The sequence below is a fragment of the Limnohabitans sp. MORI2 genome (genome assembly GCF_027925025.1).
Lineage (GTDB): Bacteria > Pseudomonadota > Gammaproteobacteria > Burkholderiales > Burkholderiaceae_C > Limnohabitans.
In genome coordinates this window covers 566418-581086 of record NZ_AP027058.1, presented here as the reverse complement: position 1 = coordinate 581086, position 14669 = coordinate 566418, and the positions used below count along the sequence as shown (strand labels likewise).

General features: G+C 57.6%; 17 protein-coding genes. 5 read left to right on the top strand and 12 right to left on the bottom strand.

Going from position 1 to position 14669, the window contains the following annotated elements; translation table 11 throughout:
* Positions 1-3: 3 nt before the first annotated feature.
* The 3 genes from pyrR to QMG27_RS02850 are packed head-to-tail and all read right to left on the bottom strand — an operon-like array spanning position 4 to position 1543.
* Positions 4-507 carry a bifunctional pyr operon transcriptional regulator/uracil phosphoribosyltransferase PyrR gene (pyrR, locus tag QMG27_RS02860; protein WP_281812983.1) on the bottom strand — a complete coding sequence of 168 codons (504 nt, stop codon included), beginning with the start codon at positions 505-507 and terminating at the stop codon, positions 4-6.
* Positions 504-905: a Holliday junction resolvase RuvX gene (gene ruvX / locus QMG27_RS02855; protein WP_281812980.1), complete on the bottom strand. Its 402-nt coding sequence runs from the start codon at positions 903-905 to the stop codon at positions 504-506. The genes pyrR and ruvX overlap by 4 nt, the downstream gene beginning before the upstream one ends.
* Positions 902-1543 carry a YqgE/AlgH family protein gene (locus tag QMG27_RS02850; protein WP_281812978.1) on the bottom strand — a complete coding sequence of 214 codons (642 nt, stop codon included), beginning with the start codon at positions 1541-1543 and terminating at the stop codon, positions 902-904. The genes ruvX and QMG27_RS02850 overlap by 4 nt, the downstream gene beginning before the upstream one ends.
* A 22-nt stretch (positions 1544-1565) precedes the next feature.
* On the opposite strand from QMG27_RS02850, the gene QMG27_RS02845 reads away from it, so the two are divergent.
* Positions 1566-3053, top strand: a complete 1488-nt coding sequence (locus tag QMG27_RS02845) for a deoxyribodipyrimidine photo-lyase (protein ID WP_281812976.1) — start codon at positions 1566-1568, stop codon at positions 3051-3053.
* Positions 3054-3061: 8 nt separating this feature from the next.
* Here QMG27_RS02845 and QMG27_RS02840 read toward each other — a convergent pair whose 3' ends face one another.
* Positions 3062-3709 (bottom strand): hypothetical protein, encoded by a 648-nt coding sequence (locus QMG27_RS02840; RefSeq protein ID WP_281812975.1) that lies wholly within the window; start codon positions 3707-3709, stop codon positions 3062-3064.
* A gap of 5 nt (positions 3710-3714) precedes the next feature.
* Positions 3715-3918 (bottom strand): rubredoxin, encoded by a 204-nt coding sequence (locus QMG27_RS02835; RefSeq protein ID WP_281812973.1) that lies wholly within the window; start codon positions 3916-3918, stop codon positions 3715-3717.
* A gap of 15 nt (positions 3919-3933) precedes the next feature.
* On the opposite strand from QMG27_RS02835, the gene QMG27_RS02830 reads away from it, so the two are divergent.
* The 4 genes from QMG27_RS02830 to QMG27_RS02815 are packed head-to-tail and all read left to right on the top strand — an operon-like array spanning position 3934 to position 7029.
* Positions 3934-4875, top strand: a complete 942-nt coding sequence (locus QMG27_RS02830; RefSeq protein WP_281812971.1) for a bifunctional hydroxymethylpyrimidine kinase/phosphomethylpyrimidine kinase — start codon at positions 3934-3936, stop codon at positions 4873-4875.
* A 13-nt stretch (positions 4876-4888) separates the two neighbouring features.
* The gene (gene hemL, locus QMG27_RS02825; protein ID WP_281812969.1) at positions 4889-6184 is read left to right on the top strand and encodes a glutamate-1-semialdehyde 2,1-aminomutase; all 1296 of its coding nucleotides are present in this window, start codon (positions 4889-4891) and stop codon (positions 6182-6184) included.
* A complete protein-coding gene (locus QMG27_RS02820; RefSeq protein ID WP_281812967.1) occupies positions 6181-6627 on the top strand; it encodes a hypothetical protein in 447 nt (148 codons plus the stop codon). Before hemL ends, QMG27_RS02820 begins: the two co-directional genes overlap by 4 nt.
* 51 nt (positions 6628-6678) lie before the next feature.
* Positions 6679-7029, top strand: coding sequence for a DUF6172 family protein (locus QMG27_RS02815; RefSeq protein WP_281812965.1), 351 nt, complete (start codon positions 6679-6681; stop codon positions 7027-7029).
* Here the strand turns inward: QMG27_RS02815 and QMG27_RS02810 are convergent.
* From QMG27_RS02810 to dusB, 7 genes are all read right to left on the bottom strand, one after another.
* Positions 7026-8873: a hypothetical protein gene (locus QMG27_RS02810; RefSeq protein WP_281812962.1), complete on the bottom strand. Its 1848-nt coding sequence runs from the start codon at positions 8871-8873 to the stop codon at positions 7026-7028. The two genes, QMG27_RS02815 and QMG27_RS02810, sit on opposite strands and share 4 nt — an antisense overlap.
* The gene (locus QMG27_RS02805) at positions 8833-9096 is read right to left on the bottom strand and encodes a hypothetical protein (protein WP_281812960.1); all 264 of its coding nucleotides are present in this window, start codon (positions 9094-9096) and stop codon (positions 8833-8835) included. Before QMG27_RS02805 ends, QMG27_RS02810 begins: the two co-directional genes overlap by 41 nt.
* 17 nt (positions 9097-9113) lie before the next feature.
* Complete coding sequence (locus tag QMG27_RS02800; protein ID WP_281812958.1) at positions 9114-10049, bottom strand: OmpA family protein; 936 nt, start codon at positions 10047-10049, stop codon at positions 9114-9116.
* Positions 10050-10322: 273 nt separating this feature from the next.
* Positions 10323-11573, bottom strand: a complete 1251-nt coding sequence (locus QMG27_RS02795) for a DEAD/DEAH box helicase (protein ID WP_281814487.1) — start codon at positions 11571-11573, stop codon at positions 10323-10325.
* 147 nt (positions 11574-11720) lie between these two features.
* Positions 11721-13307, bottom strand: a complete 1587-nt coding sequence (gene purH / locus QMG27_RS02790; protein WP_281812956.1) for a bifunctional phosphoribosylaminoimidazolecarboxamide formyltransferase/IMP cyclohydrolase — start codon at positions 13305-13307, stop codon at positions 11721-11723.
* Positions 13308-13318: 11 nt separating this feature from the next.
* Positions 13319-13555, bottom strand: a complete 237-nt coding sequence (locus QMG27_RS02785; RefSeq protein ID WP_281812954.1) for a helix-turn-helix domain-containing protein — start codon at positions 13553-13555, stop codon at positions 13319-13321.
* Positions 13548-14582, bottom strand: a complete 1035-nt coding sequence (gene dusB / locus QMG27_RS02780; RefSeq protein WP_281812952.1) for a tRNA dihydrouridine synthase DusB — start codon at positions 14580-14582, stop codon at positions 13548-13550. Before dusB ends, QMG27_RS02785 begins: the two co-directional genes overlap by 8 nt.
* Positions 14583-14669: the final 87 nt, after the last annotated feature.

The window sequence follows — 14669 nt, the reverse complement described above, 5'->3', positions numbered from 1 at the left end:
TGGTCAGCCCTTCACTGAGAAATTAAATTGGCCGTTGTCGTCTTTGGTGAGCGCCAGCGATTGGGTGGCTGGCAGTGCCACACGCGCTGCGGCGTAGTCGGCCTGAATGGGCAACTCGCGGCCACCACGGTCGACCAACACCGCCAACTGCACATGCGCAGGACGGCCATAGTCAAACAACTCATTGAGCACGGCACGGATGGTGCGGCCGGTATAGAGCACATCGTCGAGCACGATGAGGTGCGCGCCGTTCACTTCAAACGGCAGTTTGGTTTGGCCGCCATCGGCCAGGCCGCGTTGCGCAAAGTCGTCTCGGTGCATGGCCGACGAAATGCTGCCAGCCTCGCCTTCGAGCTTCAAATCTTTTTGCAAACGTGCCGCCAGCCAAGCACCGCCCGAGGTGATACCCACCAAACGTGTGGTGGGCGTGAGCATGCTGCGCACGCCCTTGAGCAGCTCGGTGTACAAGCTCTCTGCGTCCAACATGAGGTTGCCGTGGGTACTCATAAGTTCTCTCGAAAAAATTGGTTGAGGATGATGCAGGCCGATGCCGCGTCGGCATCTTTGGCGCCATTGCTGTGCGCTTCGGTGGTGCTGTAGCGCTCGTCCACCTCAAACACCTGCAAGTTGAAGCGTCCGTTCAACTGGCGTGCAAATTTTTTGGCCTTGGCCGTGTTCTCATGCGCTGCACCATCTGGGTGGTAAGGCACACCTACCACCAGCGCGTCGGGCTGCCACTCGGCAATGCGTTTGGCAATCAGCGTCCAGCGGGCGTCGCCTTCGGCATTGACCGTGGCTTGCGGTTGTGCATCGCGCAGCATGCGGCTGCCGTAGGCCACGCCGGTGCGTTTGACGCCAAAGTCAAACGCGAGGAAGGACTGAAAGTTCGCGGGCACGGCGCTCATGAATGCCCCACATCGTTAGACAACATCCACGGCTCCAAGCCCAACAGTTTCATGGCACGCTCATAGCGCTGCTCCACAGGGGTGTCAAAAATCACCGAGGTGTCTGCCCCCACGGTGAGCCAACTGTTTTCGGCGAGTTCCGATTCCAACTGACCTTCCCCCCAAGCCGAATAACCCAAAGAGATCAGCACACGTTTTGGACCAGCCCCCATCGACAAGGCTTCGAGCACGTCTTTGGAGGTGGTCATTTCCAAACCACCGGGGATGGTCATGGTCGAAGCGTAAACAGACTCTTGTGCTTTATCTTTGCCACTCACCGCATTCAGCGCTTCGGTTTCTTGCTCGGGCGTATCCAACACCATCGCGTCGTGCAGCACAAAGCCTCGCTCGGTGTGGACAGGGCCGCCTTGCAGCACGGGGGCATTGATGAGGTCTTGCCGATGCAGGGATAAATCGACTTTTTCAAACAAACCCGTCATCGATAAATCGCTCGGTTTGTTGATGACCAAGCCCAGAGCACCGCGCTCGCTGTGCTCGCACACATAGACCACGCTTTTGGCAAAAGCCTCGTCCTCCAAACTGGGCATTGCAATCAAAAAATGATGCGTCAGGTTGATGGAGGCAGAATCAGCGGTCATACGCCAATTTTAAAGGGTGAACATGCCTAAGCTCTCGCCTCATTCACCGCACGTCGACAAAGGTTTGATGTGGTTTCGCCGCGACCTGCGCGCGTTTGACAACGCGGCCTTGTTTCATGCGCTCAAGAGCTGCAAGCAAGTGCATTGCGTGTTCGTATTTGACAAAGCGATTCTGGACAAGCTGCCCCGCGCGGACCGTCGTGTGGAGTTCATCCGCGAGTCATTGGTGACGCTCGACGCCGAGCTACACGCGGTAGCTGGTCAAGCGGGTGCGGGCCTGATCGTGCGCCATGCGGTGGCAGCTGAAGAAGTGCCACGCCTCGCCCACGAGTTGGGCGTGCAAGAGGTGTTTGCCAACCACGATGACGAGCCCGACGCCCAAGCACGTGATGCCCAAGTGCGCGGTGGTTTGGCCAACTTTGGTATTGGTTTTCAAACCTTCAAAGACCATGTGATTTTTGAGCGCAGCGAGGTGCTGACCCAAATGGGCAAGCCCTACGGCGTGTTCACGCCGTACAAAAACGCATGGCTGCAAAAGGTGAACGACTTTTATTTGAAGTCCTACCCCGTGGGCAAATACATCAAGGCCCTGGCTGCACGCCCTGCTGGCTACCAAAAGCCCGTGCCCACCTTGGCCGAGATTGGCTTTGAGCTCACCAACCTCAGCAGCCTGCACGTACCCACCGGCAGCCCCGGGGGGTTGGCCTTGTTTGAAGATTTCTTTGACCGCATGGACAAGTACGACGAAGCGCGTAACTTCCCTGCCATCAAAGGCCCTAGCTACTTGGGCGTGCATTTGCGTTTTGGCACCGTGTCGGTTCGACAACTTGCGGCCACCGCCTACCAACGCATGTTGACGGGCTCTAAAGGCGCAGAAACGTGGCTGTCTGAGCTGATTTGGCGCGATTTTTATCACCAAATACTGCACCACCACCCGCGCGTGGTGGCGGGTGCGTTCAAGCCCGAATATGACGACATCCAATGGGACCACGACAAACACGCCAAAGCCCTGTTTGCCGCATGGTGCGAAGGCCGCACGGGCTACCCGCTGGTGGACGCTGCGATGGCGCAAATCAACCAGACCGGCTACATGCACAACCGCCTGCGCATGGTGGTGGCGAGCTTCTTGACCAAAGACCTTGGCATTGATTGGCGCTGGGGCGAGCGCTACTTTGCAGAACACCTGAACGACTTTGACCTGGCCGCCAACAACGGCGGCTGGCAATGGGCCAGCTCCAGCGGCTGCGATGCGCAGCCCTACTTTCGCATCTTCAACCCGACCAGCCAAAGCGAAAAGTTTGACCCCGAAGGCAAGTTCATTCGCCGCTATGTGCCAGCCCTTGCCAAGCTCAACAACAAGGCCATTCATGCGCCGTGGTTGGCCAAACCTTTGGAATTAGAAGATGCGGGTTTGGTGCTGGGGCGCGACTACCCTCGGCCCATAGTGGACCACGCCGAAGCTCGCGCACGCACATTAGCGCGCTATGGGGTGGTCAAAAAGGTGAAATAAGGGAAAGGCTATTCGCCTTTAAGGGCCGCCAACACTTGCGGCTGCGCCTCACGCACACTGCCTACTGCAAAGTGCTGCAACAAACGGCTGACCTCTTGGGCACCGCTGAGGCTGATTTTGATGTCTTCGACCACACGCTTGGCACGCAAGCGCGCCAGCTGAACCGCCAATGAATCGGCCACTTGCTGAACGGCCGTGAGCTGCACATCTTGCGCCAGTTGTGCCATGCTTTGCACATCCAACTGAGCTTCTGTAGGCAACTCGTCGTCGGGCGACTCGGACCAATCGTTGAGAATGCCCACCAAACGCTGCGAAATCACATCGGCCTGCTCTAAAAACAGCAGGTGATTGATGACTTGCAAGGTGTCTTCCATGGGGTTGTGTTCGCCGCCGTACTGTGCGCGTAACTGCAACCCACTGAGCACTTGGGACGCCGCACTGGCCTCTCGCTCATCAAAGCTGCGGTTAGGGGCTAAGCGCAGCCCTTCGAAAAAATGGGTGCCTAAAGACCAAAACGTACGCCAGCTTGGGAGTGTTTCGGCATCGAGTTGCTGTTGACACAGCATCTCCAACGCGCGCGCGGCTTGCACATCCACCGCCGGGCGGTGGCGCAGCAGTGCCAACACGTGGCTTTCGAACTGCGCGCGCACTTGCATGGTGTTTAGATTTGCACCATTTCAAAATCTTCTTTACGTGCACCACACTCGGGGCAGGTCCAATTCATGGGCACATCCGCCCATGCGGTGCCGGGCGCAATGCCATGCTCGGGCGCCCCGGCCTCTTCGTCGTAAATCCAACCGCAAATCAGACACATCCAAGTATTAGCCACAGTAGTTCTTTCCTCAACGCATAGAATGAATCGCATTGTATCGACCCCCTTATGGCGCCAGAAAACACCCCCACTTCCCACGACCTTGCTCTGTCCAACGAGGCTGACAGCGCCCCACCCTGCGTCTTGGTATTCAACGCCAACGATCCCAGCGGTGCAGGAGGGCTTTCGGCCGATGTTTTAGCGGCCGCATCCGTCGGCGCGCATGCGCTCCCAGTGGTCACTGGCACCTACATGCGTGACACGGCGCAAATCTTTGACCACATCGCCTTCGATGAAGACGCCGTGGCTGAACAGGCCCGTAGCGTGTTGGAAGACATGAATGTGCAAATCATCAAGGTCGGCTTTTGCGGCACGCCCGACAACCTCAGCACCATTGCTGAAATCAGCACCGACTACGCCGACGTGCCTGTGATCGCCTACATGCCCAACCTGTCTTGGTGGGAAGACGAAAAGATTGATGCTTACTTGGATGCGTTTCGCGAACTGATCTTGCCGCAAACCACTGTGCTGGTAGGCAACCTCAACAGCTTGTGGCGCTGGCTCCTGCCCGATTGGAGCAGCGAGAAAAGCCCTAGCCCGCGTGACATTGCCCGCGCTGCGGCAGAAGTGGGTGTGCCTTATGTGTTGGTGACGGGCATCAACCACCCCGACCAACATGTCGAAAACGCCCTGGCCACGGCACACACCGTCATGGTGAGCGAACGCTTTGAACGCTTTGATGCCATGTTCTCGGGTGCTGGCGACACGCTCAGCATCACACTGGCGTGCGTGTTGGCTGCTGGCACCGACCTTGAGCTGGCCACCCGCGAAGCCCTGAACTATTTAGACCAAACCCTCAACAGCGGTTTTCGCCCAGGCATGGGCCACATCGTGCCTGACCGTTTGTTCTGGGCTGAGACCGACGAAGAAGGCGCAGAAGGTGAAGACACCGATGGCTTGCCCGCCACGGCCGAAGACTTCTCGCTGCCTCGCCACGAAACCAAACATTGATTCGTTAAAGACCATGACCGATTTGAACCAAACCCTGTTTGAGCGCGCCGCCAACGTCATCCCCGGTGGCGTGAACTCGCCCGTGCGTGCGTTTCGCGCCGTAGGCGGCACACCCCGCTTTGTGCAACGCGCCCAAGGTGCTTATTTTTGGGATGCCAACGGCCAAAAATACATCGACTACATCGGCTCTTGGGGCCCCATGATCTTGGGCCACGGCAACCCGGTGGTCCTCGAAGCGGTGCAAAAAGCAGCCCTCGATGGCTTTTCATTTGGCGCACCTACCGAACGCGAGATTGAACTGGCCGAAGAAATTTTGAAGCACGTGCCCTCGATGGAAATGGTGCGCTTGGTCAGCTCAGGCACCGAAGCGGGCATGAGCGCTTTGCGCTTGGCGCGTGGTGCGACGGGCCGCAGCAAGATCATCAAGTTTGAAGGCTGCTACCACGGCCATGCCGATGCACTGTTGGTCAAAGCGGGCTCCGGCCTTGCCACCTTTGGCAACCCCACCAGCGCGGGCGTGCCACCCGAAGTGGTGCAACACACCTTGGTGCTTGAGTACAACAACGTCGAGCAACTCGAAGAAGCGTTCAAGTTACACGGCAAAGAACTCGCCTGCGTGATGATTGAACCCATCGCCGGCAATATGAACTTTGTGCGCGCGTCCGTGCCTTTCATGAAACGCTGCCGTGAGCTGTGCACCGAGTACGGCGCACTGTTTGTGTTTGACGAAGTGATGACGGGTTTCCGTGTTGCACTGGGCAGTGCGCAGAGCGTGTATGCCCAACTCATCCCAGGCTTCCAACCCGACATCACCGTGTTGGGCAAAGTCATTGGCGGTGGTATGCCACTGGCCGCGTTTGGTGGCCCGCGTGCCATCATGCAGCAGCTCGCGCCCACTGGCCCTGTGTACCAAGCAGGCACCTTGAGCGGCAACCCTGTGGCCACTGCCTGCGGCTTGGCCACCTTGCGTGAAATTTCCAAGCCCGGTTTTTGGGAGTCACTCAGCGCCCGCACACAAAGCTTGGTGAATGGTTTGACCAATGCTGCGGCCAAAGCAGGCGTACCCTTCAGCGCCGATTGCCAAGGCGGTATGTTTGGTTTCTTCTTGTTGCCAGAGCTGCCCCAAAACTACGCCAAGGTCATGACCAGCGACAGCCCCAAATTCAACAAACTCTTTCACGGCTTGCTCGACCGTGGTGTGTACATTGCACCCGCCTTGTACGAAGCAGGCTTTGTGAGCGCAGCGCACACGGATGCCGACATTGCACAAACCGTGGCCGCTGCTGCTGAAGTGTTTGCACAGCTATGAAAAAAATATCACTCGCACTGTTCGTGGCCTTGAGCGCGACGACGACGTGGGCAGATGTCTGGGTAAATCCTGGCTTTTACTCGCACCACTTTGACAAATCTCAGCACCTCAATAACAACAACCACGGCTTCGGTGTCGAGGCATCCCTCACGGATACCTACTCACTCACAGCGGGCGTATTTGAGAACAGCAATCGTGCCACGTCGCATTACATCGGTGCGTATGTGATGCCTTTCAAAGTAGGCGCGCTCAAAGCAGGTGCTGCTGTAGGCGCATTTGATGGGTATCCCAAAATGCGCAACGGGGGCTGGTTCCCCGCTGCTGTGCCCACCATGACCATCGAAGGTCGACGCTTGGGCCTGAACATCAGCTACACCCCAAAAATTGGTGACCGCGTGAGCAGCGCATTGAGCTTTCAAGTCAAATACAACCTCGCACCCTAAAGTGCTTTCTCTTCTCGTCCTTCTCGGGCGCATTTCCCCACAAGGACATTCATGAAAAAAACATTCCAACTCCAAGTCGAAGGCAAACACCCTGAGCGTTTGCTCGAAGCCATCAAGCACGAGATTCGCAAATACCTCAAACGTGAACGCCGTCGCGATGTGCCCGCAGGCGCAGACTTTTGGGACTTCGATTGCAAATTCGGCTTGACCGAAGAAGCTGCCGAAGTGGTGCACTTGGCCAATGTCATCACCTGCATCGACAACGCCGTGGCCAACCAAGCCAAGCAGTTTTATGTGGAACTATTGGCCAAGCCAGGCGTGCGCACCAAGCGCCCTGCAGGCGAAGCGCTAGAGCACCAAGAGCGCCATGCCTTTGACGGCTTAGACGACGGCAACGATTAAGGTGCAGTCAGCAGCGCCTGCTCCATGGCACGCGTGTGCGCTTTCACATCCCACGCGGGGTTGGTCTGCAAGCGTTTGCGTAGGCCTTTCTTCAATGCCAACAGCGTCTTGCGGTTAGACGCCATCTTTTGCGCGATGGCCACATAGTCGTCATCGTCTTTGGCCACCCACTCGGGCAAACCTGCAGCGGTCATGAAGCTCGCGCCCATGCACGACACAAAGTGCGAACCCATCTGTGTGATCACGGGCACGCCCATCCACATGGCTTGCAAGCTGGTTGTGCCGCCGTTGTAAGGCACGGGGTCAAGCGCTATGTCGATGTCGGCGTACTCGGCCATCATGTCGGTCAGGCCGACAGGGCCGCGAAACTCCACACGGTTCAAATCCACATCCAAAGCCACCAAGCGTTCACTGAAGATGCGGTTGACGGCTTCGTCGCTGAAGCTTGGCGCTTTGAGCACCAAGCGCGAATCTGGCACCGCTTGCAACACGCGTGCCCACAGCTTGAGCGTGTGTGGCGTGAGCTTGGGCACATTGTTGAATGAACCAAACGTCAACGTGCGTTTGCCCACTTTGGCGTCATACGCGGGATAGGGATAGTCTTCTTCGGGCGCGTAGCAAAACACCGTGCCTGGCAAGCGCAGCACTTGCTCGGTGTACAAAGACTCGCAGCCTTTGGGCGTCACCACATCGTCACCCAAGATGAAATCTATGTTTGGTACGCCGGTGGAGCCGGGGTAGCCCAAATACGTCATCTGCACAGGGGCTGCACGTTTAGCAAAGAGTTGCATGCGGTGCTGGCTGGTGTGGCCCGCCATGTCGAGCAACACATCAATTTCATCTGCGTCAATGCGTTTGGCCAACTGCGTGGTGTTGAGTGCTGCCACCTCCACCCAATGCTCAACGCGTGTGCGTGCCAAAGCGGTTTGTTCATCGTGTGTATCGCCCACGAAGTACATGAACAACTCAAACTTCGATCGGTCTAACTCACGCAACACGGGTTGCATGAAGATGTTGACCGGATGCTGGTGATGAAAGTCTGCCGACACAATGCCGAGCTTGAGGCGACGGCCATCTCGGGGTGCGCGCACAAATGACTCACGCGTTCGAGCGCCCTCACCCCATGCCGCAAATAATTCACGGTGCAAATCTGCCACCTGCTGCGCCGAGCGCGTGTCGCTGTACAGCGAACTCATAGCCGCACTCGATGCATAGGTCGAGCCCACCCCCTCTGACTTGGCCAAATCGAGGTACAACGCCAAAGCCGTATCGACATCGCCCACCTTGCCTGCCACTGCGGCACGCAGCGATGGTGCACCGGGCATCGGTGCCAAGGCTTCAGCTTGCTTCAACACCGATTCGGCCTCTTCCATCAGCCAGCATTCGGCGAGCAAGTGGGCCAAGTTCCAATGCGCCCAAGCGCTTTGCGGAAACAAGGCCACGCAGCGGCGTGAAATTTCAATCGCCTCTTGCCAAAAATTATTTCTAAAACTCATCGCTGCCAAACGTGACAGCGTAGGCTCTAGCGTGCCTGCGGCATCTTGCACGCTGGCTGTGACGCTATAGGTATTGCCGTGGTTGAGCGCCAAGGTGTCGGCATTGGGCAGCGTCAAACTCCAGGTGTTCACCCCACCCGCTCCCGACACAACCGTGGCCGTGTGGCTGACATTGTTGAGGGTGACGGTGACAGTTTGCCCAGCTTCCGCATCGGTGGTACCGCTGACCACGGGTCGTGTGGTGACGGTATTGCTTGCAAGCGAACCGCGTTCTGCTGCGTCAAACGTACCGTTCAGTGAAGTGCTGTCATTGACCGCATCCGCAGCGATGCTGGTGATGTTCAGCACGGGGGCCATCCAAGATGACATGCAAATTGCGACCCACACGCTTGGTGCTCAGATTGGCAGGGCCACGATTTTTGTTGGCTGGATCTTCGAACTTGTATTGCGCATTTTTGACAGCCTTGACGCGCACGGGCGAGCCCTTGTCACCGCTGCCTTGCGTGATCTCTACGACTTTCTTGCTGTCTTGTTTGCTCGTTTCGATGAGCAGCTTGATCGTTTGCGCCATGTTTTTTTAATCGACTCTTATGGCTGCTCAATCGTGGCGCTGACGACGACCACGCTGTTGGTGTTGCCTACGGCTGATGCAGGCAACTTGTCAGTGCGCGCATCGCTGCTCAATGTTTTGGGTTTGACGCCTTGACTCAAGATGTAGTCTTCAACGGTTTTTGCGCGGTTTTGTGCCAGTTGCTTGCTGGGTGTTTTTTTGTCGCCGTCATTGGCATAGCCCACGACTTGCAAATTCATCAGCTCAGGCGTTTGCGTTTGTGTTTTGAGTTTTTGCACCAAACGATCGAGCTCTCGCAAGCCAGCTGAGTTCATCTCTGTCAAGCGTGAACGTCCTGCCTCAAATTCAATGTAGGCCACCAGCACCACACCGTTGAGGTTGTCGGCGTTTTTGTTGTCTTCGCAAGGAACGGCACTTTCCACACGCGACAAAGCATGCATTTGCTCGCGCGTTTTTGACAACTCTGCAGCTGCCACTTTGGCAGTGACAACATCCATCTGCGTTGTGCTGTCGGCCAACTCTGTCACGCGCATGTATTGCGTTTGTCCTTTGGGGACAGTAAGACTGAGGGCTTTGTCTTGCAACACATTCACGGGCTGGCCCACGGGACGCAAACGCGTACGCACATGAATGTTGGTGTCTGTCATGCAGATCTTTGTAAACCCAGCTTGCATGAGTGATGTGTGATAACTGTCATTGACATACACCGTCATCACACTTTGCTGCTTGGCGTTTGGATTGCGGTACACCACCAGACGCGACTGCGCACTGGTGACTGGCGCTAACGATGCGTAAGCATCGCCCATCGGACGCCCCACCCCGTATTTAGACGTCGGGGCTTGCGTGCCAGTAGTGGAAGCGGTCGTTTGCGCCCATGCAGGCACAGTCAGACACATCAGTGCCAACAAGGCATGCAACGCACACCAACAAGACCAAACTTTCAAACGATTCATGTCAAAATCTTGGGGAATACCTAAGTAAAACCTTGGTTTTAAATTACTAAAAACCAAATAAACGCCAAAAATTCATCAAATTTGGCAAAACCGATTGTGCGGGTTTTCCCTCTTTATGGATATACGCCAATTGGCGTATTCGCGCAGATTCCACGCCGCTGTCGCTCACTTTTTGACCCGCACTCACAACCCAGAATGGACCCAAAAAAAGCTGCTCACTGCCATGGCAGTGAACAGCTTTTGGAGGTAGCTAGTGGGTATTACAAATGCACGTTAAGAAGGGTCTGTGGTCGTTCCCGTTTGCCCAGCAGCTGCAGCAGCACGCAGCTTGTCCTTTTTGCTCGGGCGTTTGCCTTTGACGCCCCCTGTGCCGTCGTTCAGCGGTGACACCGCAGGCGGCTCATCGGTGGGCTCAAAGCCAGCCAACACCTCTGGCGGCAGCTCTAACTTGGCGCGTTTTTGAATCAGCTTCCAATGCGCTTGCGTGGCCGCCGTCACAAAGCTCACCGCCTCGCCACTCGCGCCCGCACGGCCTGTGCGGCCAATGCGATGGGTGTAGTCGGTAGCTGACCGCGGCAGGTCGTAGTTGACCACCACGGGCAGTTGCGCGATGTCGATGCCACGCGCCGCGAGGTCGGTGGTGACCACCACTTCCCAGCGTTCTTCTTTGAATTCGGCCAGCACGTCTTGCCGTGCGCCTTGGCTCATCTCGCCATGAAACGCGGTGGCGTACACGCCCGCTTTGTAGAGCTTGTTGGCCACATGCTCACAGGCGTAGCGCGTGGCGACAAACACCAACACACGTTTCCATTCGTGGGTTTTGATGAGGTGGCGCAGCAAAGCGGTGCGACTTTTCTCGTCCACTGAAATCGCGCGTTGCGCAATGTCGGGCGTGTGCGCTTCGGTGTGAGCAATGGTGATGCGTGCGGGGTTGGTTAGCAACGCCTCCGCCAAGGTTTGCACCGCAGGCTCAAAGGTGGCGCTGAACAACAGGTTTTGTCGCTTGGCAGGCAGCAACGCCAAGATGCGTTGCAACTCTTCGGCAAAGCCGAGGTCGAGCAAACGGTCGGCTTCGTCCAACACGAGGTGCTGTACTTGGCCGAGGTTCAAAGCGTTGTGGTCCACGATGTCGAGCAAGCGACCGGGCGTGGCCACCACAATGTCTGCGCCGCTGCGCAGGCTCATCATTTGCGGGTTGATCGACACACCACCAAACAACGTGCCCACTTTGATGGACCGCGTGAGGGGGCGCGCCAAATCACGCAGCACGTCACTCACCTGTGTGGCGAGCTCGCGTGTGGGGACGAGTACCAGCACTTGCGTGATGCGCTTCTTTGGCGCTTCATCACGCGAAGCCGCATGGGCCATGAGCAGCTGCAACACGGGCAGCACGTAGGCTGCCGTTTTGCCTGAGCCGGTTTGTGCGGTGGCCAAGACATCGCGGCCATTGAGCACAGGGCCAATGGCTTCGACTTGCACAGGTGTGGGCGTTGTAAAACCTGCTTGGGCGGCAGAGCTTTGCAGCTCGGTATTGAGGCCGAGCTCAGCAAAGCTAACAGTAGCCAGCTCTTGAGCTATTGGGCTGGTCAGCGCAGCAGCCGTGGTGTTGGCAGTTGCGAGTTGCGCCGCATCAAGCGGCGCGTTGTTGTGGTCAATGTTCAATGTGAGCGATCAATGACGGAAGTGACGCACACCGGTGAACACCATCGCCACGCCACGCTCGTTGGCAGCGTCGATGACTTCCTGGTCGCGCATGGAGCCACCGGGCTGGGCGACGCAGGTCGCGCCTGCGTCCACCACCACGTCGAGGCCGTCACGGAAGGGGAAGAAGGCATCACTGGCGACCACGGTGTTTTGCAAGCTGAGCTTGGCAGCCTCGGCCTTGATGCTGGCGATGCGGGCGGAGTCCAGGCGGCTCATCTGGCCAGCGCCCACGCCCATGGTCATGCCGTTTTTGCAGAAGACGATGGCGTTGGATTTGACGAACTTGGCCACTTTCCAGGCGAACAACAAGTCGTTCAACTCTTCAGGCGTGGGTTGTTTAACGGTGACGATTTTCAAATCGGCCAAAGCCAACTCGTGGTTGTCCGCACTTTGCAGCAAGAGGCCCGAGCCCACGCGCTTGGTTTCCAAAGCGTTGCGCACATGGCCGTAGTGAGCGGGCAAGGCGATCTTCATCAGGCGCACATTGACTTTGCTCTTGAACACTTCGAGCGCTTCGGCGCTGAAGTCCGGGGCCATCAGCACTTCGACAAACTGCTTGCTCACCGCTTCGGCAGCGGCTTTGTCCACGGGGCGGTTGAAGGCGATGATGCCGCCGAAAGCGCTAGTCGGGTCAGTCTGGAAGGCTTTGCTGTAGGCCTCGAAGGGGTTGGCACCCACAGCCACGCCGCAGGGGTTGGCGTGTTTCACGATCACGCAAGCTGAGGTGTCGAAGCTCTTCACACATTCCCAAGCCGCATCGGCGTCAGCGATGTTGTTGTAGCTCAGCTCTTTGCCTTGCAGCTGCACGCCGGTAGCCAGCGAGCCTGCAGCGGGGGCCAAGTCGCGATACCAAGCGGCTTGCTGATGGCTGTTTTCGCCGTAGCGCAGGTCTTGCACTTTGACGTATTGCTCGTTGAACTGGCCGCTGAACTGGGCGCGCTCGGGCACGTAGGTTTCGCTCAGCTTCTCGGCTTCAAAGTTGACACTCGACAGATAGTTGCTGATCGCGCCGTCGTATTGGCTGATGCGGTTGAACGCAGCCACCGACAAAGCGAAGCGCAGCTTGTCGCTGAGCTTGCCGTGGGCCTTCAACTCGGCAATCACGTCGGCGTATTGGCTGGCATCGGTGACGATGCCCACGTCTTTCCAGTTCTTGGCGGCAGAGCGCACCATGGCAGGGCCGCCGATGTCGATGTTTTCAATCGCGTCAGCCAGTGTGCAACCGGGCTTGGCCACGGTGGCTTCAAAGGGATACAAATTCACGATCAACAAATCAATCGTGTCGATGTTGTGCGCCTTCAAAGCCGCCATGTGCTCGGGCGTGTCGCGGCGTGCCAGCAGGCCGCCGTGCACCTTGGGGTGCAGGGTCTTCACACGGCCATCGAGCATTTCAGGAAAGCCGGTGACTTCGGCCACTTCGGTCACGGGCAGGCCTTTGTCGGCCAAGAGCTTGGCTGTACCGCCGGTGGAGATGAGGCCCACGCCCAAGGCGTGGAGTTGTTGGGCCAGCTCGACGATGCCGGTTTTGTCAGAGACGGAGATGAGTGCTTTCATGGGGTGCAGTCTTATTTGATGAGTTTGTGTTCGAGAAGTTTTTTGCGCAGGGTGTTGCGGTTCAGGCCCAGCCATTCGGCGGCGCGAGATTGGTTGTTGGCGGCGTGCTGCATCACCACTTCGAGCAGCGGTTTTTCAACCACACGCACCATCATGTCGTGCAGGTTGTCGGGCTCGATGCCACGCAGGTCGCGGAAATAGGTTTCGAGGCTGTCACGCACCACCTCTTCAATGTGTTTTTTACTCATGTAAAGCTAAAGGTTCTTCTAATAAAACAGGGTCGGGCAAGCGCTCGTGACGCTCGGCCAAGTCGGCAAAAAAGGCAGCCACGGCGCGGTGTTGCGAGGCGCTGTCTTCTAAGGTGTTCATGAACTGGCGAAACGCTTCGCCACCAGGCAAGCTGCGCACGTACCAGCCAATGTGTTTGCGCGCACTGCGCACGCCGGTGCGCTCGCCGTACAAGGCGTAGTGCTCGTCCAAATGCGCCAGCAACAAACGGCGCACCTCGGCCACCAAGGGCGGGGCCAAGTGCTCGCCCGTCGCCAAGTAGTGCGCGATCTCACGGAATATCCAAGGGCGGCCTTGCGCCGCACGGCCAATCATCAGCGCGTCTGCACCGGTGCGCTGTAAAACTTCTTGGGCTTTTTCGGGTGAGTCAATGTCGCCATTGGCCACCACGGGCACGCGCACCGCTTGTTTGACGGCGGCGATGGTGTCGTACTCGGCCAAGCCTTTGTAGCCTTGCTCGCGGGTGCGGCCGTGCACGGTGATCATTTGCACGCCAGCACTCTCAGCAGCACGGGCCAAGGCCACGGCGTTTTTGTGGGTGTCGCACCAGCCGGTACGCATCTTCAAGGTCACGGGCACGTTGTAGGGCCGCGCGGCGTCGACCACGGCTTGCACGATGGACAGGGCCAAGGGCTCGTCTTGCATGAGAGCCGAGCCAGCCCATTTGTTGCACACCTTTTTGGCGGGGCAACCCATGTTGATGTCGATGATTTGCGCACCGCGCTCAATGTTGTACACCGCCGCCTCGGCCATCATGGCTGCATCGGTGCCTGCAATTTGCACGGCGATGGGGCCGCTCTCACCCGTGTGGTCGGCACGGCGTGAGGTTTTGAGGCTGGTCCACAAGTCTTTGCGCGAGGTGACCATCTCGCTCACCGCATAACCCGCGCCCAACTGTTTGCACAACATACGAAACGGCCGGTCGGTCACGCCAGCCATCGGCGCGACAAACAGGTTGTTTGCCAGTGTGTATTGACCGATGTGCATGGGGAGGGAGAAGTGCCGAGTGCTTAAAAAGGAGGCGATATTGTACCTGCTCAAAATTTCAGCATGCGGTCTGAAAATGACGATTTT